This window comes from Gordonia jinghuaiqii, from assembly GCF_014041935.1.
Classification (GTDB): domain Bacteria; phylum Actinomycetota; class Actinomycetes; order Mycobacteriales; family Mycobacteriaceae; genus Gordonia; species Gordonia jinghuaiqii.
Window position 1 is genome coordinate 4887888 of the sequence record NZ_CP059491.1, and the last position, 20427, is coordinate 4908314.

Genomic DNA, 20427 nt, shown 5'->3' on the forward strand with positions numbered 1-20427 from the left:
TGTCAGCGGACCGGTTGGAATCGCCGCAGCCGCAGGCTGTTGCCGACGACGAACACCGACGAGAGCGCCATGGCGGCACCGGCGATCATCGGATTCAGCATGCCCGCTGCTGCCAGTGGAATAGCGGCGACGTTGTAACCGAAGGCCCAGAACAGGTTTCCCTTGATGGTGCCCAGTGTTCGACGCGCCAGCACGATGGCGTCGCCGACCGCGCGCAGATCGCCGCTGACGATCGTCAGATCGCTCGCGGCCATCGCCACGTCGGTGCCTGTACCCATCGCGAGACCCAGGTCGGCCTGCGCGAGTGCCGCGGCATCGTTGATGCCGTCTCCGACCATCGCGACGACGTGTCCCTGCTGCTGCAGTTCGGCGATCACGTCGAGCTTGCGCTGCGGACTGACTCCCGCGGTCACGTCGTCGATCCCGACCGAGGCCGCCACGGCCCGCGCCGCGCCCTCGTTGTCACCGGTGAGCAGTTTCGGAGTCAGCCCGAGTCGCCGGAACTCGGCGATGGCCGCAGCCGAGGACGGCTTGACCCGATCGGCCACCGCGATGACACCGACGGGGACCGGCTCTCCCGCAACGCCTTCGGGTGACACGGCCTCGGCCGATGCGTCAGTGGCGAGGACGACGACGGCGGTTGCGCCGCCCTCCTCGGCTGCGCCGATCGCGGCGGCGAGTTCGGGTGGCAACGCCGCCTCGACCTTGCTCGGGGACAGAACCTTCACCTGCCGATCGCCCACCACACCGGCCACACCCGCACCCTGCGTCGAGACGAAATCGCGTACCCGGTCGGTGATGTGGCCCCGACCCGACGCAACGATGGCCGCGGCGATCGGGTGCTCCGAACCGCTCTCCACCGCAGCGGCCCAGCCGAGGACCTGTTCTGCGTCGTACCCGTCGACGACGGTGACCTCTGAGACAGACATGTCACCTGTCGTGACGGTGCCGGTCTTGTCGAGCACGATCGTGTCGATGCGACGGGTCGACTCCAGCACCTCGGGCCCCTTGAGCAGGATGCCCAGTTGCGCACCGCGTCCGGTGCCCACCATCAGTGCGGTCGGCGTGGCGAGTCCGAGTGCACACGGGCAGGCGATGATGAGGACCGCGACGGCCGCGGTGAACGCGAAGGTCACGTCCCCGCCGTCGAAGCCGGTGCTGGACGCGACCCCGAGCCAGAAGCCCAGGGTGGCAAGCGAAATCGCTATCACCACCGGCACGAACACCGACGAGATGCGGTCGGCGAGGCGCTGCACGTCGGCCTTGCCCTCCTGCGCGGAGGCCACCATGGCGGCCATCTGGGCAAGCGCGGTGTCGGAACCGACGGCCGTTGCCCGCACGACGAGCAGCCCGCTGGTGTTGAGGGTCGCGCCGACGACGGAGTCGCCCTCGGTGACCTCGACGGGCACCGACTCACCGGACACCATCGACGCGTCGACGGCCGACGCACCCTCGATGACGACGCCGTCGGTCGCGATCTTCTCACCGGGACGCACGATGAACTCGTCGCCGACCGCCAACTGCCCGATGGGGATTCGCGTCTGGCCGGCACCGGGACGGCGGATCTCGACGTCCTTGGCCCCGAGGTCCATCAGTGCCCGGAGGGCGTCGCCCGCCCGCCGTTTGGCTCGCTTCTCGAAGTAGCGCCCGGCAAGCAGGAAGGTGGTGACGCCTGCCGCGGCCTCGAGGTAGATGTGCGACGACCCGTCCGACCGTTGCGGGAGCAGATCGAAACCGTGGGTCAACCCAGGTGTACCTGCCGTTCCGATGAACAGCGCGTACAGCGACCAGCCGAACGCCGCGAGGGTGCCGACCGAGACCAGCGTGTCCATGGTCGTCGCGCCGTGGCGCAGGTTGATCCACGCCGCGCGGTGGAACGGGTAGGCACCCCAGACGACGACGGGCGCGGCCAGCGTCAGCGACAACCACTGCCAGTAGGTGAACTGCAGGGCCGGGACCATGGCGAGCACGATCACCGGCACCGACAGCGCCGCCGACACGATCAGTCGCTGTCGCAGTCCGTCGAGCTCCGGGTCGCCCGAGGCCTGATCTGGCGTCGGGGACGCCCCGGCCGGCGGGTCCGGCAGGATCGGCGAGGCGTCGTAGCCGGCGGCACGGACGACCTCGACGAGCTCGTCGGCGCCCAGGCCGACGGGCGCCTCGACGTGCGCGCGTTCGGTCGCGTAGTTCACCGACGCCCTCACCCCGTCGAGCTTGTTGAGTTTGCGTTCGATGCGGTTGGCACACGACGCGCACGTCATGCCCGAGATGTCGAGGTCGACCAGTTGCAGGTCGGCGCTCGGGGCGTTCGCGGTCATCAGTGCTCACCCCCGTGCTGAACAGGTGCGGGTCCGGTGTTCTCCACACCGGTCTCCACGACGCTGTGTGACGGGGAGTCGTGGGGTGCCGGTTCGGACTCGGGTCCCCAGGCGCGGCCGACGCCGAACGCGATCGCGAACACCGCGACGAGAACGACGATGTAGGCCAGCGGGCCCTTGGCGGGAACACTCATGTCAGGCCAATGCGTATCCGGCTTCGGCGACAGCGGTCTCGACCTCGTCACGTCCGAGCTCGCGGTCGGCATCGACGCGGACCGAACCGTCGGCGAGCGTGACGTCGACGGCCGTGACACCCGGCAACGCCTCGATCTCCTCGCGGACCGATGCGACGCAGTGGCCGCAGGTCATGCCGGTGACGGTGTACTCGCTGGTGGTGCTCATTCGGTGGAACTCCTCGGTGGTGACGGTGATGGTGGTGGATGTGGTTCGGTCAGGACTTGACGAGCCGGGTGATCGCGGCCATCGCCTCGTCGACCTTGGCCTTGCCCGCCTCGTCGCTCTCCTGCGCGGCGTGAACCACGCAGTGGGCCAGGTGCTCCTCGAGGAGGCCCAGGCCGACCGCCTCGAGGGCCTTGGTCATCGCGGAGACCTGCGTCAGGATGTCGATGCAGTACGTGTCTTCCTCGACCATCCGCTGCAGACCCCGCGCCTGTCCCTCGATGCGTCGCAGCCGCCGGAGGTAGTCGTCTTTGCGACCGATGTAGCCGTGCTGATGCTCGTCCATGTCACTCCTGTCCGGGTACCCCACTGGGGTATGACAGACCAGGTATACCAGCGATCAGCCCCCAACGGTACCCCCCTACCGTATGGCCGACCGGTGGCAGGTCACAGCCAGGGTGCGTCGTCGATTCGTGGCGAACTAGGAGCGCAACGCGGCCGCGAGTCGGGACAGCGCCGTCGCGACCTCGTCCAGCGCGGTACCGATGGCCGCCAGGCGTGCCGCATCGGGGGCCTGGGCCTGCGCCGCGGCACCGCCGGGCAGCGAGATTCCGGAACCGGAGACATCCGGCACGGAGGTGGCGGAGGTAGCGGGCGGGTTCGTCCGCTCGGCGGCCGGCGTGCCGACGATCGGGTCCACCGAGCCGAGTTCTCCGGCACCCTGTTCTCCGGCACCCTGTTCGTCGACGCGGTGTTCGTCGACGCGGTGGCGCCGTCCGTGGTAGTCCTCGGCCACGAACGGTTCGGCGTTGGTGGCACGACGTCCGCCGCGGTACGCGGGTTCCGGAGCCGGTTCCGGTGCGGCCTGCGGTTGCGGGGTGGTCGGCGCCGGCTGGTGGGAGTCGGGCAGCCGATGCGAGCCCATGCGCGCCGGGGTCTGGTGTTGCGGCTGCGCCGATCGATCGAGCGCAGGACTGCTGACCTGCGGATTCTGCGTGCCGGCGCCCGTCATCACCGCCGGGGCATGCCCGTTGGTCCGTGCATAGAAGTGGGGTCCGCCGTGGCCGACGAAGAACACGCAGGCCGCGCCCTCCGGCGACGGCACCTGACAGGGATTGCGTTCGATGAGCGACTGGGCCCGGTCGTCGAAGTCGTTCCACTCGAGCCAGAGCCGACGATCGTGACGCGGGTGTGTGCTCGCGTCGGTTGCGTGATTGCCCCGGTGACCGATCGCCAGTCGGCACTGCAGCAACCAATCGGAGTCACCCGACAGTCCCAGCGCCGCTCGTTCGGTCGGACGGCACACCACCGTCGACCAACAGCCCTCGCCGTTCATAGGACTCCCCTTCATAACTGCATAGCTTCAAAGTCTTCGCGCGCCATCCCCAGCACCGCCGAGCGCACGGCTGTCTTCTCATCCCCGTCGGTCTGGGGCCGACCTTCGGCGCCACCCCCGGCGCGCAATACGGTGTCCACCCCCCTGGCAGCCACATCGGGAATGACGATCCCGGGCGTCAGTCTACGAAGGAGGCGGGTTCGGTGCCACCCTGTTGGTCCCGCGCGTCTCGAGGACGAACTCGACGATCCGCGCGTTCACCTCCTCGGCTCGGTCGAGGTGCAGGAAGTGGCCCGCCCCGGCGATCACCGCGGTACCGCTGCCCTCGGGCAACACCTCACGCACGTGATCGGTGAACCGGGACTGCATGCACCCGTCGTCAGCACCATGGAGATACAGTGTGCGGCAACGTGGTTCGCCCAACCAGTCGTTCCGCAGTGCCGCATAACGGGCGTCGACACGCGGCCGGCGCAACGCCCGGTAGTAGCCCAGCACCGCCGTCCGGTGCGCGCGGGTGGGCACCGCCGCGAACGCATGATCGATGTCGAGGCGATGATCCGGTCGCGAGTGTCCGACACGCCGGGACGACACGTTCCACCGCCGCCAGAGCAACGGGATCAACCGGCCCAGACTGCGCTCGGGCAGCCACGGCAGCTGGTTGAACGCGATGTACCAACTCATCACCGCCTGGCGGGCCAGAACCCGCACCGCGCCGGGCCCACCGGTGGCGGCCCGTCGTATCGCGGGCACCGGCGGCACCGACATCGCCACCACCGCCGCATAAGGGTTGTCGTCGCGGTGCGCCAGGGCGTTCGCCGTCATCGCACCCCAGTCGTGACCGATCAGCACCGCATCGTGTCCCGCACCGAGCGCACGATGCATCTCGCGCGCATCGAAGGCGAGTGCCGCGACGTGAAAATCGTTGTCCTCCGGGATGTCCGACGGCGCGTACCCGCGGGTGAACGGCGCAACGACCCGATACCCCGCGGCCGCGAGTTCGGGTCCCAGACGACGCCACGTCCACGCCGAATCGGGAAACCCGTGCAGACACACCGCAACCGGGCCGTCGACGGGTCCCCACGTCAACGCGTGCAAGGTGATGTGTCCGAGGTCGACGGCGACTCGTCCCGGTTCGTCTGCTGAGGTCTGGGTCATCGACGTCAATCTAACGCCGCGTCGGCCGGCGCGCATCGGACTCGCCGCCCGCGGTTTCCCCACTCCTCGCCCGCTCAGCGCGCGAGGCCGGCCAACCCGGCCTCCTCGAGCGCACCGTCGACGAGGCGGAACCTCCGCGACTCCGACGCATCGGCGGTCAGCGGGTAGTCGGTGCGGACATGCGCGCCACGGGACTCGGTGCGGGCGGCCGCCGCGGCGATGACCGCCGATGCGGTCAGTGTCAAGGCCGCGTCCTCCACCGCCCGAGCCGATCCCGCTTCCCGGCGGGGCGCAGCGGAGACGACACCGGCGGCGACGGCCAGCCCGTCCGCGGACCGGCGCAGCGCGGCCCACCTCGACATCGTGTCCTGCAGAACACCGCGATCGAGGATCGGGACCAGCTCGGCGGCCGGCTGCCGGACCCGCGCGGGTACCGGCAGGCCGCGGCGACCGGCGGCGACACCCGCGGCCCGTCGCCCCATCACCAGGCCTTCCAGCAGGCTGTTCGACGCCAGTCTGTTCGCACCGTGCAGGCCGGTCCGGGCGACCTCTCCCGCGGCGAGCAGACCGTCGACGGCGGTACGCCCGGCGTCGTCGGTCACCACACCGCCGCACAGATAGTGGGCGCCCGGCACCACCGGGATACGACGGTCCGCGGGGTCGAGGCCTGCGGCACGGATCCCGGCGCTGACCGTCGGGAACCGGCGCTCGAAGTCGTCGACCGCGCCGATGTCGAGGTAGACACAGGGGTGCGCGGTGAGCTCGATCGCGGTCTCGACGGCATTCGCCACGACGTCGCGGGGAGCGAGGTCACCCATCGGGTGCACGCCGTCGGTCACCGAGCGGCCGTCGACGTCGACGAGGCGCCCGCCCTCTCCGCGCACCGCCTCGCTGATCAGTGTCCGGCGCCCACGCGCGCCCGGCGTGTAGAGCATCGTGGGGTGGAACTGGATGAACTCCAGGTCGGCGACCTCGGCCCCCGCCCGGAGGGCCAGCGCGATACCGTCGCAGGTGGCGCCGGCGGGGTTGGTCGTCGCGGCATACAGGTGCCCCGCGCCGCCGGTCGCCAGCAGCACCGTCGGGGCGAGGACCGAGCCGGGCCGCCCGTCTCGCAGATACGCGACGCCGACCGCCCTCTCGTCACCGGCCGGCCTGTCCAGGAGCACAGCGGTCGCGATCGAGTCGTCGAGAAACCGAATCGCCGGGGTCGGCCCGACCGAGCGGGCCGCCACGTCGCGAACCGCTGCGTACAGGGCGCGCTGGATGGCGGCGCCGGTCGCATCACCGCCGGCGTGGATGATCCGTCGCACCGAATGGCCGCCTTCGCGGGTGCGGAGCAGACTGCCGTCGGCGGCACGATCGAACTCCGTGCCCCAGTCGAGGAGCGCGGACACCGCCGCCCAACCGTCGGCGAGGATCGGCCACGAGGCGGCTGCGTCCGTGAGACCTGCGCCCGCGGCGACGGTGTCGGCGAGGTGCAGATCCACCGAGTCCCGCTCCGAACCGGCGTGACCGGTGGGTGCAACCACCGCGACGCCGCCCTGCGCGTAGAAGGTCGAGGTGGGCTGTTCACCCCGATCGGGTTTCCAGTGCGGCCCCTTGTTGAGGACGACCACCGACAGCCCGTTCTCCGCGGCACACAGCGCCGCGGTCAATCCCGCGACCCCGGCGCCGACCACCACCAGATCGGCGCGATCGGCGACCGCCTCGCCTCTGGACACGCTCATGTCAACCGCCTCTCGTCGCGTCGCACCCGGTGCTTCGACACCCGGTCGACAACCGCCGACGAACGTTTTCGATTCCCAGTCGAAAACCTTACTCGCACGTCCTCCCGCCGGACAGGGCCGAAGACGATGTTTGAGCACGTCCCCCGACGGCAATCCCGGGGCCATGAAAACCCTCTGGTTCGACCAGTCGGGCGACTCCGCCCCCGACGCGCTGCCCGACGTCCGCCCGGAGACGATGCCGCTCGACGTCATCGACACCTTCGACCAGGTCGTCGTGGGCGGCGGCATCACCGGCCTGACCACCGCGCTACTGCTCGCGCGGGCCGGCCAGAGCGTCGCCGTCCTCGAGGCCAGGTACATCGGGGCCGCCGCGACGGGACACACCACCGGCAAACTCTCCCTGCTTCAGGGGACCCGCCTGTCGTCGATATCGAGCCGGCAGAAGAAGTCCGCGGTTCGCGACTATGTCGAGGCCAACCGGGAGGGACAGGCCTGGCTGCGGCACTACCTGGAGCATCGCGGGCTGCAGGTGGACGAACGCGCCGCACTGACGTTCGCGTCGACGGCCTCCGGAGCCAAGAACGTCGAGAAGGAGTTCGAGGCGTGCCGTGCGCACGACATCCCGGTCTCCCACGTCGACACCCCGGAGCTGCCCTTCGACGTCCGGACCGCGATCAGGCTGGAAGGCCAGGCACAGATCGACCCGATGGTGGTCCTGCGGGCGCTCGCCGACGACCTGCGTGCCCACGGCGGCCACCTCTACGAGGGCGTCCGCGTCAAAGGACTGAAACACGGTTCGCCGAATGTGCTGTCCACCGACGCCGGGGATGTGCGCGCCGATTCCGTCATCGTGGCCACCGGCCAGCCGATCTTCGACCGCGGCGCGTATTTCGCCCGCATGCACTTCTCCCGGTCCTACGCCGCCGCCTTCACCGTCGACGAACCGATCCCGCGCGAGATGTACCTGGGTGCGGACACCCCGTCGGTGTCGCTGCGGACCGCCACCCATCCCAGCCACGACGGCGAGTTGCTGCTCGTGGGCGGGTGGGGACACGAGGTGGGCCGGACCGGCTCGGAACGACTCCGCGTCATGGACATGCTCAAGTGGACCGAGAAGCACTTCCCCACCGCGCGCATGGTTGCTCGCTGGTCGGCGCAGGACTACACCACCATCGACCAGCTCCCCTACATCGGTCCCATCCTTCCGGGCATGGAAAGTGTCCAGGTGGCAACGGGTTTCGCGAAATGGGGCCTGACAAACGGAGTCGCCGCCGCACTCGCGATGACCGGGAGGATCCTCGGGAGTGAACCGCCCTGGTCGAAGAGTCTCCGCCCGTTCCGGACCTCGGAGGTCACCAGCCTCGGTTCGCTGAAGTCGGCGCTCTCGGCCAACGGCCAGGTTGCGGCATACATGACGGCCGGCTACGCCGCGTTGCTCAAACCCACCGACAAGAAGCCCGCCGAAGGCGACGGCGTGGTGGGTCGTGACGGAATCTCGCCGCGCGGTGTGTGCACCGTGCACGGCACGACGCAGTCCGTGGCACCGCTCTGCACGCACCTGGGCGGTGTCCTCCGATGGAACGATGCCGAGCAGACGTGGGACTGCCCGCTGCACGCCTCGCGTTTCGATCCTCAGGGCAATGTGCTGGAGGGGCCGGCGACCCGGCCACTCCCGACGCCGGAACCGCCCACCGACCGCTGACCCGATGCCGCGGGCGTCGCTGACCCGCTTCTGCCGCCGAGGATGCGCCGGAACACTGGTCGCGTCGCGATGGCGACCGGCCGCTGGAGCAGCGGCCGCGCTCGGCCGGGTGCCCGGCATCCGGTGGTTGAATCCGTGGGTGACGAAGTCCCGCACCTGCGGATCGACGTAGAGCGCCCTGCCCGCGATCTCCGTGTGCACCACACCCGGGTACACGATGTGCACACGGACCCCGGAGTCGTTGGTGCACAGATGTTCTTGCACGGTCTCCGAGAAGCCGCAGGTGGCGACTTCGACGCCGAGTACGCCGACTGGGACGGTGATCCCACCTACACCCTGGGGTATCGGCGTTTATCGATCGACATCGCGGGTACCCCGCACCACCGAAGGCACAATCGCCGCAGAACAATCGCCGCAGAGCAATGGCCGCAGAGCACCCGGCGCAAAGACGCACTGCCGAGCAGACACCGGCCTGAACCGGGGGGAGTCGAGTTTGTCCGACGCACTTGTCGTGGGAGCAGGCCACAATGGTCTGATCGCCGCGATCAGACTTGCCGACGCGGGCTGGGACGTCACCGTGCTCGAGGCGCAGCCGCAGGTGGGTGGGGCCATTCGCAGCGCCGAACTGACCCCGGGGTACATCACCGATCTGTTCAGTGCGTTCTACCCACTCGCGGTGGCCTCGCCGGTGTTCGCCGACCTCGATCTCGCCGCCCACGGATTGCGTTGGAGCCGTGCGCCCTTGGCGTTCGGACATCCGGCAGGCCCCGACGACACCGACGCCCCCGTCGTTCAGCCCGACGCGGCCCACACGGCAGCGCAGCTCGCGACATTCGACACGCGTGACGGTCGCGCCTGGCTGGACCTCGTCGAGCAGTGGCAGCTCTTGGGTCCCGCGATACTCAACACCTTGTTCGGTCCGTTTCCGCCGGTCCGCGCCCTGCTCGGACTGTTGCGCTCGATCGGCACCGCCGACGCGCTACGACTCGCCCGATTCCTCATCCTGCCCGCGGATCAGATGGCGCGCGAGCTGTTCCACAGCGAGAAGGCCGGACTGTTGATCCTGGGCAACGCCTTGCACGCCGACATCCCGCTACACGCCCCCGGGAGCGGGATGATGGGATATCTGCTGACCATGCTGGGCCAGGACACCGGCTATCCGGTGCCTGTCGGGGGTGCCGGGGAACTGGCGGCCGCGCTGCGCCGACGCGCCGAGAGCGCCGGGGTGCAGGTGGTGTGCGACACCACGGTCAACGGCATCGAGGTACGTGGTGGACGCGCGGTGGGTGTGATGGACAGCGGCGGGCGCAGGTGGCGGGCCGAACGTGCGGTACTGGCCGATGTGTCGGCCCCGGCGCTCTACACACGACTGCTCTCCCCCGACGATGTGCCCGCGCGCGTTCTCGACGATCTGACGAGGTTCACCTGGGACACGCCGGTCGTCAAGGTCAACTACGCGTTCAGCGAGAAGATCCCCTGGCGCAGCGAAAATCTCGGTGGGGCAGGTACCGTTCACCTCGGTGCGGACGCCCGCAACATCGCGTACTCCACAGCCGATATCGAGACCGGCCGTGTCCCCGAACATCCGTTTCTGCTGTTCGGTCAGATGTCCACAGCCGACCCGGGACGGTCACCGGCAGGCACCGAGAGCGCCTGGTCCTACAGTCACCTCCCCCGCGGTGTCACAGATGACGAGGCAGCACATGTACTGGCGCAGCGGATGGACGCGGTACTGGAAGCTCATGCACCCGGCGTCGCCGACCTCATCGTGGGACGACACGTGCAGACCCCACACGATCTGGAGACCGCCGACGCCAATCTCGTGTCCGGAACGGTGAACGGCGGAACGGCGCAACTGTTCCAGCAGTTGGTTTTTCGTCCGACGCCGAACCTCGGTGGGTCGTCGACACCGGTGGACGGCCTGTACCTGGCGGGATCGGGAGCCCACCCCGGCGGCGGGGTTCACGGCGCCTGCGGCAACAACGCCGCACGCGCCGCCCTGGCCGCCGACGGCGTCCGCGGATTCCCGCGCAGAGTGTTGAACCGCAATATCATCCGGCAGATCACCAAGACCCGGAACCACAAGTGAACGGAGATCGAAGTATGAACCGAGTCGAACGACACACCAGCGCAACCCCGGCACAGGTCTGGTCCGTGCTGTCCAACGGCTGGCTTTACTCCTCCTGGGTGGTCGGAGCCTCGCGCATCAGGGACGTGGACCCCACCTGGCCGCAGGCGGGCGCCAAGATCCACCATTCGGCGGGCATCTGGCCCGCCCTGCTCGACGACGAGACCACGTCGATCGAGTCGAAGGCCGGTCTCCTCGAATTATCCGCGGCGGGATGGCCTTTCGGTCGCGCACGCATCCGCATGACGATCGAGAAGCAGGACAACGGCTCACTCATCGGCATGGAGGAGTTCGTCGAGACCGCACCTCTGAAGTGGATTCCGCCGGTAGTGCAGCAGACCGCGATGTCCCCGCGGTTGAACGAATGCCTGCGACGCCTGGCGATGCTCGCGGAGAACCACGCAAGCTGAGGATTGCCTGCGGACCTCGGGCGCGCCCACGAGTGCCCATGTGGAGACGCCGACTTTCGACCGCCCCTCAGGGCGTCGAAAGTCGTTGTTTCTCAGGCCACTTCGCTCGAATCGGACCAACCGGTCGCGTCCGAGGCCTGCCGTCGCATCCGTTCGCGATACCCGTAGGTGGCGCGGAGTACGTCGTCATGACTGTCCGCGCTCGAACCCAGGGCGCCGGCGAACATCCCCATCGACGTCGCCATCCACGACAGATAGACGTAATGGTGCAGCCCCACCGGATGTCCGAGTTGTTCGGCGAGGAAGGACTCGTCGATGACGATGAGCGCCGCGACGAAGGTGGCGGCGAACAGTCCGGCGTAGAGCACCACGGCGCTGAACGCCACCGTGCAGACGGTCGCCATGTTGTACAGGCGGGCACGCTGCTTGGCGGTCTCTGCCGTCCGTTCCCAGAGCCTGTTGTTGGCGACGAGCCACACCGAGGCCAGGACCATCGACAACACCGAGATCGCCGCCAGGCGCCATGCGCTCAAGGCATTGGCCATCGACCAGATCGTCGAGAAGAAGATGCCGAACGACGCCGCGGCCGCCGCGGCCGCGGTCATGCCGGTGAGAGTGGGGATCAGTCGCCAGGGACGGTTACCGCGGACCATCCCGGCAGTGAGGCGCAATCGGCGCACATATCCCTGTGCAAGAACGTATTCGGTGTTCCCGTCTCGCTCGACGACCAATCCGCGCCGGCGCTCGAACTCGTTCATCGACACGTCCCCGATGATCGCGCGGACCACCGTCTCGATCAGCTGCCGTAGCCGCCGACGCGGTAGCGGGCCGAGAGCGGGTAGCGAGATGACCGCGGCCCTGCTCTCGCGATCGAGCTCGGCGAGGACCACCCTGTTCCGGGGGTGCCGGTCGTCGTTGTTTTCCACGCCGCGCGGCTTGTACAACCGGGGCATCTCGGTCACGAAGACGATCACCTCGTCGGCGGTATCGTCAGAGCCCCAGACGGTTTCGAGATCACCTCGGGGACTCATCTGGAGAGTCGTGTCCCGGGTGATGGTGAAACCCCGGTATTCCATGGACAACTCACCGGCGAGCTGATCGAATCTGTTCTCCCCGTGCTCGATCAGTGTCGCGGGAAGTCCGTGCTCGGCCACGATGCGCAGGCCCCCGATGCGCTCGGCCTCCTGTTCGGCAGCCATGTGTCACAACGTACGCGTACGTCCCGCCTCGGCGATCCCGGGGGAGCCTGGCTCCGCCGAGCGCGGTCCGGCGATCAGTCCGGCGGTTCGGAGGCGCCGGCCGCGGGTGACTCCGGATCCTCCTCGGCGTCGGTCGAAGTGGCCGCCGCCGGGTCGACCTGCGAATCCGGTCCGGCCGCCTCGGGTTCGTCGACGTGGCGCTCCTCGAGTTCGTCGACCTTGCGTCGTGCGTCGTCCGGTGTTGCGTCCGGCGTACCGGTCTCGGCAGGTTCCATCGGCAGTTCCTCTGACATGACGTTCGTTCACCACCATTGCGGTCGACGTGTGCGGACGGACGTCGGATTTCCCGGCGGCCGGGGTTTCCAAACACGTGTAGTCGTCCCGGCGAGTGGGTAGTCACGACCCATGTCCGACGAACACCGAAGCCCCGCCGACGGACCCGACCGGGGTCACGATCAGTCAGCCGGCGGCGTCGACCCGGCCCCCGAGGTCACCCCCGGCCTCGAGCCAGGCGGAGGAGTCGCGCCCGGCGACACCCCGCCCGACACACCACAGACGTCCGGACTGTCGTTCCAGCAGCCACCGACCACCAGACACTTCCCCGTCAGCGGGATCGGCGCGCTCATCGGTGCCGGGCTCCTGATCGTCGCGATGATCGTGGTGATCGTCGGCATCGTCGTGATGGTGCTCTGACCCGCTCGACCCGCCCGTCCTCGGCCCGCGGCGCGGGTCCGGGCGGGGGTGCGACCACTACAGGGTCGCGGTGTCGATCACGAAGCGGTAGCGCACATCCGAGGCGACGACCCGGTCGTATGCCTCGTTGATCTGGTCCGCGGAAATCACCTCGACCTCGGCTCCGATGCCGTGCTCGGCGCAGAAGTCGAGCATCTCCTGGGTCTGGGCGATACCGCCGATCATCGAACCGGTGAAGCTGCGTCGTTTTCCGATGAGCGCACCGGCCGGCACCTCGATCGGGTGCTCGGGCAGGCCGAGTTCCACCAGGGTGCCGTCGAGCTTGAGCATCCCCAGGTACTTGCCGATCGGAAGGTTCGCCGACACGGTGTTGAGGATCAGATCGAAGGAGTTGCGCAGGTCCCGGAAGGTCTGGGGATCGCCGGTCGCGTGATAGTGATCTGCCCCGAGGCGCAGGCCGTCCTCCATCTTCTTCAGCGACTGCGACAACACCGTCACCTCGGCGCCGAGTGCGTGCGCGATCTTGACGCCGACGTGCCCGAGGCCGCCGAGTCCCACGATCGCGACCTTCTTTCCCGGGCCCGCACCCCAGTGCCGCAGCGGTGAATAGAGCGTGATCCCCGCACACAGGAGCGGTGCGGCCTCCGCCAGTGAGATGCCGTCGGGAATCCGGCAGACGTAGTTCTCGTCGACGACGATCGACGTGCTGTAGCCACCTTGTGTGGGTTGTCCGTCGCGGCCGATCGCGTTGTAGGTGCCGACGTTCCCGCGCTCGCAGTACTGCTCCTCACCCAGCCGGCACGGCTCACATTCGCGGCAGGAGTCGACGAAGCAGCCGACGCCCACGCGATCGCCGACCGCGTAGCGGGTGACCGCCTCGCCGACGGCCGCCACCGTGCCGGCGATCTCGTGACCGGGGACCACCGGGAACCTCGTCCCGCCCCACTCGTTCCGAGCGGTGTGGATGTCCGAGTGACAGATGCCTGCGAAGGCGATGTCGATGGACACGTCATTGCGCCCGAGATCCCGCCGCTCGATGGTGGTCGGCTCGAGCGGGCGGTCGGCTGCCGGCGCGATGTAGGCGTTGACCGTCGTGGGCATGGGAACTCCTTCTGGTGGTGCAGGGCTGATGCACAGACGCGAGGTCGTGCGGGCCGATCGCTGCGGGCGGACCTGTCTCACCCGACCTCGCCAGTCTGCCCGCACGCCCATTTCGTCGCCACCATGGCTCCCGGGAAGGATCGCGCCCTGAAGTCCCGGCCCGAAATCGTTACAATGACCGACGGTGACGATCAACAGCTCAGTCGACGACGGCCAACGTACGCAGCTGCATCCGGTGTCCCCGATCGCGGAGTTCGCGCGATTCGGGGCGACAACCGCCCACGCAGCCGCAGGCGTCGGACGGTTCGTCCTCCACACGGCAGGCGACGCATTACGCGGTCGCACACCCAACGCTGCGCGGGTCGCGCACGAGATACGGACGACCTTCGAGCATCTCGGACCGACATATGTGAAGCTCGGCCAGCTCATCGCGTCGAGCCCAGGGGTCTTCTCCGAGGAGATGTCCGCCGAGTTCGAGACCCTGCTCGACCGGGTGAAACCCGCCGACCCGGCACTCATACGCGAGCAGTTCATCGCCGAACTGGGCCGGAGCCCCGAGGAGGTCTTCGCGGCCTTCGACCCGGTACCGATCGCCTCGGCCTCGATCGCGCAGGTGCACACCGCGACGCTGCACACCGGCGAAGACGTCGTGGTCAAGATCCAGCGGCCCGGCATCGCCGACCGCCTCGCCCCCGACGTCGCGATCCTCGAACGTCTCGCCGGGATCGCCGAGGTCTCCGAGTACGGCCGCATGCTCAGTGCACGGCACGTCGTCGAGGACTTCGCCGCGGGCCTCGACGCCGAGCTGGACTTCCGCGTCGAGGCGGCCGCGATGCGCGAGTGGTACGACTCCCTGCAACCCGGGCCCTATGGCGACCGGGTCCGCGTCCCGCGCGTGTTCGACGACTTCACCACGCAGCGGGTGCTCACCATGGAACGTATCTACGCGACCCGCATCGACGATGCCGCCGCTGTCCGCGCCGCCGGTCACGACGGTGTCGCACTGTGCCGCAACCTGCTTCTGTCCCTGCTCGACTCCGCCTTCCACGGCGGACTCTTCCACGGCGATCTGCACGCCGGGAACGTGCTCGTCGACGAGGCCGGGAAGCTGGTGCTGCTCGACTTCGGCATCGTCGGCCGTTTCACCCCGCGCACCCGTCGCATCCTGCGGCAGCTCGTCGTGGACCTGGTGGTGCGCGGCGACTACGAATCCGCAGGCCGTGCGATCTTCCTCCTCGGCGCCGTTCACAAGCCGGGCTCCACCACCAAGGGCGCCGCGGACATCAAGAAGGTCACCACGCCGCTGTCCACCACCGATCTCGGCTCGATGTCCTACACCGACCTCGGCAGGCAGATCGCGGCGGTCGCCAAGGCGCACGACGCCCGGCTCCCCCGCGAGCTGGTCCTCGTCGGCAAGCAGCTGTTGTACGTGGAGAAGTACATGAAGCTGCTCGCACCCCGGTGGAAGGCCATGTCGGACAAGGAGATCTACGGCTATATGGCGGGGATCCTGAAAGAGGCCGAACGCGACCGCAGGGCCGACCGCACCGCCGGGGCATGAGCACAAACACCTGGATTCCGGCATGTCGGACCCACTGGCGACCAACATGAGACCCAGAGACCGCTAGGGTGAGAGCGATTAGCTGATCCAGGAGTCATACATGAGACGTTTCGTGCCGGCAGTGCTGGCCTTCTTCGGCGCTGCCTTCATCGCAGCAGCCATCGCCATACCTCTTTACCTGGTGCCGCAGTTGAAGGTGGTGCCACTCGATCTGGACATCACCTCCGACGCCACCACGGTCTCGCCCGACGGGTCGACCGGCGAGCGGTTCCCCGCGGTCATCTTCGATCGCTGTTCGGTCTCCGAAGACCGTGCACGCACGCTCGACGCCCATCTGACCCAGCAGCGGCGCTCGATCATCACCGAGCCGTCCGACAGCCGGCAGGCGAGTCTGCAGTCCGCGCAGACCGTCCGCATCGACCGGTTGCGCGACGCCGAAGGAGTGGAGACCGAGCCGACCGTCGCCGCTGCAGGTGAGACCCGCACCTGTACCGACGGACTGCTGACGGCGACCATCGACCGAGTCTCGGTGAACCGCAAGACCTCGGCACCCAACGGGGCGGTCAGCTCGTTGCAGCTCGAGGCAGTTCCCGAGGGCGGAAACGTCAACGACGTCTCGGTCGCTCTCGACAACCGCACCGGATACCAGTACAAGTTCGGTTTCGACGTCCAGGAGCGCGACTACCCGTACTACGACCTCAACACCCGCCAGGACTGCACGGCGAAGTTCGAGGGCGAGGAGACCATCGACGGGGTCAAGACGTACCACTTCGTGTGTGACGTCCCCGAGACCGACATCTCCAACCTCCCGAACGCGCAGGGCGAGGCCGCACTGGGCACCATGCTGACGATGCCGGCCAAGTGGTGGGGCATCACCGGTCGCGGTGTGCGACCGAATGATCCGATCACGATGCACCGCTACGCCGCGGCCACGCGCCACGTGTGGGTGGAGCCCGAGACCGGCACCATCGTCGACGGCCGCGAGGATCAGCACCAGTACTTCAAGTCGCCCGATCAGAGCGATGCCACCCCGGAGGCCGTGCGGGAGTTCCGCATGGACGCGCTGAAGGGCACGTTCAAGTGGTCCGACGAGACGGTCGCCAACCAGGCGGACAAGGCCAGCGGCTACCTCAATCAGCTGAAGGTCGGCGGATTCTGGGCGCCGATCATCCTCGGCGTCGTCGGCGCGATCCTGCTGATCGTCGCGGCGCTGATGTTCTTCCGCGGTGGCCGCAACAACCGCACCGACGACGACGACGTCCCGCCGGTCGCGACACGGCCTGCCGATGACCGCACCACCACGCTGACCAAGCGCAGCGGCCCGCCTGCAGGCGCGGCCCCTGCGTCCGGCAACCCGTGGGAGCGGCCAACCGAGCAGATCCCCAGGGTCGACGGCGGCGAACCGCCCGCCGACGACTCGGCCACGCGCACCTTCCGCAAGCAGCCACCGCCCGAGTAGGGCACGGCGGTAGAAGCGACCACAGCGGGCGCATCCGGTAACCACCGGGTGCGCCCGCTGTGTTGTGTGCTCGAGGTCGGGCGATGTCGGCACCGAGTGACTCCGATGGCGAGTGACCCGGACAGTGTGTGACCCGGACAGTGAGTGACCCCGACGGCTCCGCGGACCCGCTGAGCGCCCAGAGGTGCTCGGCCGCAGCAGAAGGCCGTCACCACCCCTGCCCCGAGAGCTGCTGAAGCCTGCAGAGGACCGCGACGAAGGGCCTTGCCGAGGTTCCTCACCAAGCCGCAGCCTCCGATACACATGACAAGGGCCGGTGACCCGAAGGTCACCGGCCCTTGTCGGTGTCTTACGTGCGGAGAGGTCTTACGTGCGGAGAGCTACTGCTCGGCTCAGAAGAACGCCGGGCGGAAGGTCTTGACCCACGAGTCCTTGAAGGTGCTCTGCCAGTAGTCCCACCAGTGCGCGCCGTCCGGGGTGATCCGGGTGCTGAGCTTGACGCCCGGGACGAGCGCAAGGCGACCGATGTAGAGCTGGCTGCTCGTCGATGCGGCGACCTCGAGCGGGATCATCTGCGCGAACTTGACCGGGTCGAAGTTGCTGCTGGACGGATTGACCGAGGAGTCGTACTTGCTGCCGACACCGCTACCGGACGAGACGTAGACGTTCTTCCCGGCGAGGTTGCCCGCGCTCAGGAACGGGTCGTTCTGGAACCAGCTACCGGCCGGGTAGAAGCCCCACATGTTGAACGGGTTGCCGCCGACCTCCGCGACCGAGGCCATGATGCCCTGCGTGAAGCCCGGCAGGGTGACCGTCGGATAGCCGCTGTAGGACGCGACCGCCTTGTAGAAGTTGGGGTGGCGTGAGGCCAGGTTCAGTGCCGAGGTGCCCGACATCGACAGACCGGCGATGCCGTTGCGGCGGTTGTCGCTGCCGTGACGAGCCGCCATGTAGCGCGGCAGTTCGCGGGTCAGGAAGGTCTCCCACTTGTTGACGCCCAGTCTGGGGTCGGCCGACTGCCAGTCGGTGTAGAAGCTGCCTGCGCCACCGAACGGGATCGCCACGTTGGTGCCCTTGCCCGCCATGTAGCGCGCGACGTCGGTGTTGATCAGCCAGCCGCTGTTGTTGTTGGGGGCGCGGAGTCCGTCGAGGAGGTACAGCGTCGGCTTCGGTCCGCTACCACCGGCCGAGACGATGCACACGGGCACGGTCCGGTTCATGGCGTTCGCGCGGACGTACTCGACAGTGCAGCCGTTGGCGGCAGAGGCCTCCGGGGGAGCTGCGACCAGCGTCGCACCCGAGACGGCCACAAGAGCCACGAGTCCGGCGACGAGGCGCTTACGGGCGCGTGTCAGCATTCGTCAGTTTTCCTTTGGATCTCCGCGGCCGGAGTCGGCCGCGATGGGTGTTGCCTACCGGGTACTGCGGTGGGCCTACGCGATGGGTCTTTACGTAGTGGGGATTGTATTGGTCCCCGGCGGAAGCGGTACCCGTCCTTGAGGAGTGTAACGGCACGATAACGCGGCGGCCAAGGTCAGAACTATCTTCGTGACTCCCCGATCCAGTGTTCCACGTCACAATTCACGGTCCTGAACAGCTCATACCGCTCATACGCGTCGCCACGCTCCGACATTTCGTCCGTTCGGACCACATCCCCGCGACCGCCTCGTTATTCGTTTGGGTGGTGAACGGTGATACGGCGCATCGGCCGCAACCACGCACGGACGGCTCCCCGGGCAATTAGGGTCGGGGCGTGAACATGGGCGAGTACCTCTCCGCCGACGCCACCACCCTCGCCGGCCTCGTCGGCGCGGGCGAGGTGACCCCCGCCGAACTGCTCGATCTCGCGCGGTCCCGCGCCGACGCGGTCAACCCGGCGTTGAACGCGATCGTCATCCGGATGGACGCCGAAGCCGACGCCCGGGCCCGCGGCGAGCTGTCCGGACCGTTCGCGGGCGTCCCGTTTCTGATCAAGGACCTCGCGCAGGACTATCGCGGGTACCCGACGAGCCGCGGTTCGCGCGCGCTCGCCACCCACATCGCCACCGAGCATTCCCATGGCGTCCGCCGCTTGCTCGACGCCGGGCTGGTGATCTTCGGCAAGACCAACACCCCCGAGTTCGGGGCCAAGGGGATCACCGAACCGACCTTCTGGGGACCCACCCGCAATCCGTGGGATCTGAACGTCACACCGGGCGGCTCGTCGGGCGGCAGTGCCGCTGCGGTGGCCGCGGGCATCGTGCCCGCCGCAGGTGCCAGCGACGGCGGCGGGTCCATCCGCATCCCGGCGGCATGTACGGGACTGTTCGGACTGAAGAGTTCGCGCGGGCTCATGCCGTACGGACCACAGACCGGCGAACCGCTCTTCGGGATGGGCGTCGAGGGCGTGGTGACCCGCACCGTGCGCGACGCCGCCGCCTTCTACGACGCGCTGATCGGGCCGACCGCGTCGTCGACCTACCCGGCGCCCCTGCACACCGAGAGCTTCAGCACCCGCATCGCGTCCCGGCCACGGCTCCTGCGGATCGGGCTCACCACGAAATCGGCGATCAACCCGAACCCGCACCCGGAGGCGCGCGCCGCGGTCGAGCACGCGGCGTCGTTGCTGACCGACCTCGGCCACCAGGTCGAGGAGGTCGAGCCACCTCACGACGACGCCGAGCTGGCCCGCGATTTCCTCGACATCTGGTTCGCAAAGTGTGCCGCGCAGGTCGACGAGGTGCGCCGCCTCACCGGCGCCCCCGACAGTCATTTCGAGGCCGACACACTGGCACTCGCCGAGCTGGGTCGCGCCGCCGGCGTCGTGCCGCTGTTCACCGCCCTCGACCACATCAACGATCACGTCCTCGCGCTGGAGCGCTTCCACCGAACCCACGACCTGCTGCTCACCCCGACCCTGGCGATGCCGCCGCCGCAGATCGGTTCGATGACAACCCCGCCGCTGCTGCAGCGCGCCGCCCGTCTGGCGGCCCGTGCCCGCTCCGGCCGGGTGATGGCGCGCCTGGGCATCGTCGATCAACTCATCAGCGAGAGCCTCGGCTGGGTCCCCTGCACCCAACTCGCGAACCTCACCGGCCGCCCGGCGATGAGCGTGCCGCTGCACTGGACCGAGGCCGGACTGCCCCTCGGCGTGCAGTTCGTCGGCAGGCTCGGCGCCGACGGTGATCTCCTCGCCCTCGCCGCCGGGCTCGAGGAGGCCGCGCCGTGGTTCCACCGGTACGCCGACATCGCGTTGTAGG

Annotated in this window: 17 protein-coding genes and 1 pseudogene; 7 read left to right on the plus strand and 11 right to left on the minus strand. The window is 68.6% G+C overall.

Annotated elements, in window-relative coordinates:
- Positions 1-2: 2 nt before the first annotated feature.
- The 7 genes and pseudogenes from H1R19_RS21750 to nadB all read right to left on the minus strand — a co-directional run bounded on the left by H1R19_RS21750 (position 3) and on the right by nadB (position 6935).
- Positions 3-2318: a heavy metal translocating P-type ATPase gene (locus tag H1R19_RS21750; RefSeq protein ID WP_219850142.1), complete on the minus strand. Its 2316-nt coding sequence runs from the start codon at positions 2316-2318 to the stop codon at positions 3-5.
- Positions 2318-2512 (minus strand): hypothetical protein, encoded by a 195-nt coding sequence (locus H1R19_RS21755; RefSeq protein ID WP_188328362.1) that lies wholly within the window; start codon positions 2510-2512, stop codon positions 2318-2320. The genes H1R19_RS21750 and H1R19_RS21755 overlap by 1 nt, the downstream gene beginning before the upstream one ends.
- Position 2513: 1 nt before the next feature.
- The gene (locus tag H1R19_RS21760) at positions 2514-2720 is read right to left on the minus strand and encodes a heavy-metal-associated domain-containing protein (protein ID WP_188328363.1); all 207 of its coding nucleotides are present in this window, start codon (positions 2718-2720) and stop codon (positions 2514-2516) included.
- A 49-nt stretch (positions 2721-2769) separates the two neighbouring features.
- Positions 2770-3063 carry a metal-sensitive transcriptional regulator gene (locus H1R19_RS21765; RefSeq protein ID WP_188328364.1) on the minus strand — a complete coding sequence of 98 codons (294 nt, stop codon included), beginning with the start codon at positions 3061-3063 and terminating at the stop codon, positions 2770-2772.
- Positions 3064-3198: 135 nt separating this feature from the next.
- A complete protein-coding gene (locus H1R19_RS21770; RefSeq protein ID WP_219851843.1) occupies positions 3199-4053 on the minus strand; it encodes a hypothetical protein in 855 nt (284 codons plus the stop codon).
- A 178-nt stretch (positions 4054-4231) separates the two neighbouring features.
- Positions 4232-5208, minus strand: a pseudogene (locus H1R19_RS21775) (alpha/beta hydrolase).
- A gap of 74 nt (positions 5209-5282) precedes the next feature.
- On the minus strand, positions 5283-6935 hold the full coding sequence (nadB, locus tag H1R19_RS21780; RefSeq protein ID WP_219850143.1) for an L-aspartate oxidase: 1653 nt from the start codon (positions 6933-6935) through the stop codon (positions 5283-5285).
- A gap of 163 nt (positions 6936-7098) precedes the next feature.
- Between nadB and H1R19_RS21785 the strand changes: the two genes are divergently transcribed.
- The 3 genes from H1R19_RS21785 to H1R19_RS21795 all read left to right on the plus strand — a co-directional run bounded on the left by H1R19_RS21785 (position 7099) and on the right by H1R19_RS21795 (position 11175).
- A complete protein-coding gene (locus H1R19_RS21785; protein WP_219851845.1) occupies positions 7099-8637 on the plus strand; it encodes an FAD-dependent oxidoreductase in 1539 nt (512 codons plus the stop codon).
- Positions 8638-9130: 493 nt separating this feature from the next.
- Positions 9131-10726, plus strand: a complete 1596-nt coding sequence (locus H1R19_RS21790) for a phytoene desaturase family protein (protein WP_219850144.1) — start codon at positions 9131-9133, stop codon at positions 10724-10726.
- A gap of 14 nt (positions 10727-10740) precedes the next feature.
- Positions 10741-11175 (plus strand): SRPBCC family protein, encoded by a 435-nt coding sequence (locus H1R19_RS21795; protein ID WP_188328368.1) that lies wholly within the window; start codon positions 10741-10743, stop codon positions 11173-11175.
- A gap of 92 nt (positions 11176-11267) precedes the next feature.
- Here the strand turns inward: H1R19_RS21795 and H1R19_RS21800 are convergent, their stop codons facing one another.
- Both H1R19_RS21800 and H1R19_RS21805 read right to left on the minus strand, forming a co-directional pair.
- A complete protein-coding gene (locus tag H1R19_RS21800; protein ID WP_219850145.1) occupies positions 11268-12374 on the minus strand; it encodes a hypothetical protein in 1107 nt (368 codons plus the stop codon).
- 74 nt (positions 12375-12448) lie between these two features.
- Positions 12449-12649: a hypothetical protein gene (locus H1R19_RS21805; RefSeq protein WP_244970796.1), complete on the minus strand. Its 201-nt coding sequence runs from the start codon at positions 12647-12649 to the stop codon at positions 12449-12451.
- 130 nt (positions 12650-12779) lie between these two features.
- Here H1R19_RS21805 and H1R19_RS21810 point away from each other — a divergent pair, with 130 nt between their 5' ends.
- Complete coding sequence (locus tag H1R19_RS21810; RefSeq protein WP_188328371.1) at positions 12780-13067, plus strand: DUF6480 family protein; 288 nt, start codon at positions 12780-12782, stop codon at positions 13065-13067.
- A 57-nt stretch (positions 13068-13124) separates the two neighbouring features.
- On the opposite strand, the gene H1R19_RS21815 is transcribed toward H1R19_RS21810, so the two are convergent.
- On the minus strand, positions 13125-14168 hold the full coding sequence (locus H1R19_RS21815; protein ID WP_219850146.1) for an NAD(P)-dependent alcohol dehydrogenase: 1044 nt from the start codon (positions 14166-14168) through the stop codon (positions 13125-13127).
- Between the two features lie 184 nt (positions 14169-14352).
- Between H1R19_RS21815 and H1R19_RS21820 the strand changes: the two genes are divergently transcribed.
- Together H1R19_RS21820 and pgfA are read left to right on the plus strand one after the other, a co-directional pair.
- Complete coding sequence (locus H1R19_RS21820) at positions 14353-15729, plus strand: ABC1 kinase family protein (RefSeq protein WP_188328373.1); 1377 nt, start codon at positions 14353-14355, stop codon at positions 15727-15729.
- Positions 15730-15829: 100 nt separating this feature from the next.
- Positions 15830-17188 (plus strand): cell envelope lipid trafficking protein PgfA, encoded by a 1359-nt coding sequence (gene pgfA / locus H1R19_RS21825; RefSeq protein WP_188328374.1) that lies wholly within the window; start codon positions 15830-15832, stop codon positions 17186-17188.
- A 392-nt stretch (positions 17189-17580) separates the two neighbouring features.
- On the opposite strand, the gene H1R19_RS21830 is transcribed toward pgfA, so the two are convergent.
- Positions 17581-18546, minus strand: a complete 966-nt coding sequence (locus H1R19_RS21830; protein ID WP_188328375.1) for an alpha/beta hydrolase — start codon at positions 18544-18546, stop codon at positions 17581-17583.
- 401 nt (positions 18547-18947) lie between these two features.
- Here H1R19_RS21830 and H1R19_RS21835 point away from each other — a divergent pair, with 401 nt between their 5' ends.
- A complete protein-coding gene (locus H1R19_RS21835) occupies positions 18948-20426 on the plus strand; it encodes an amidase (protein ID WP_219851847.1) in 1479 nt (492 codons plus the stop codon).
- Position 20427 lies beyond the last annotated feature (1 nt).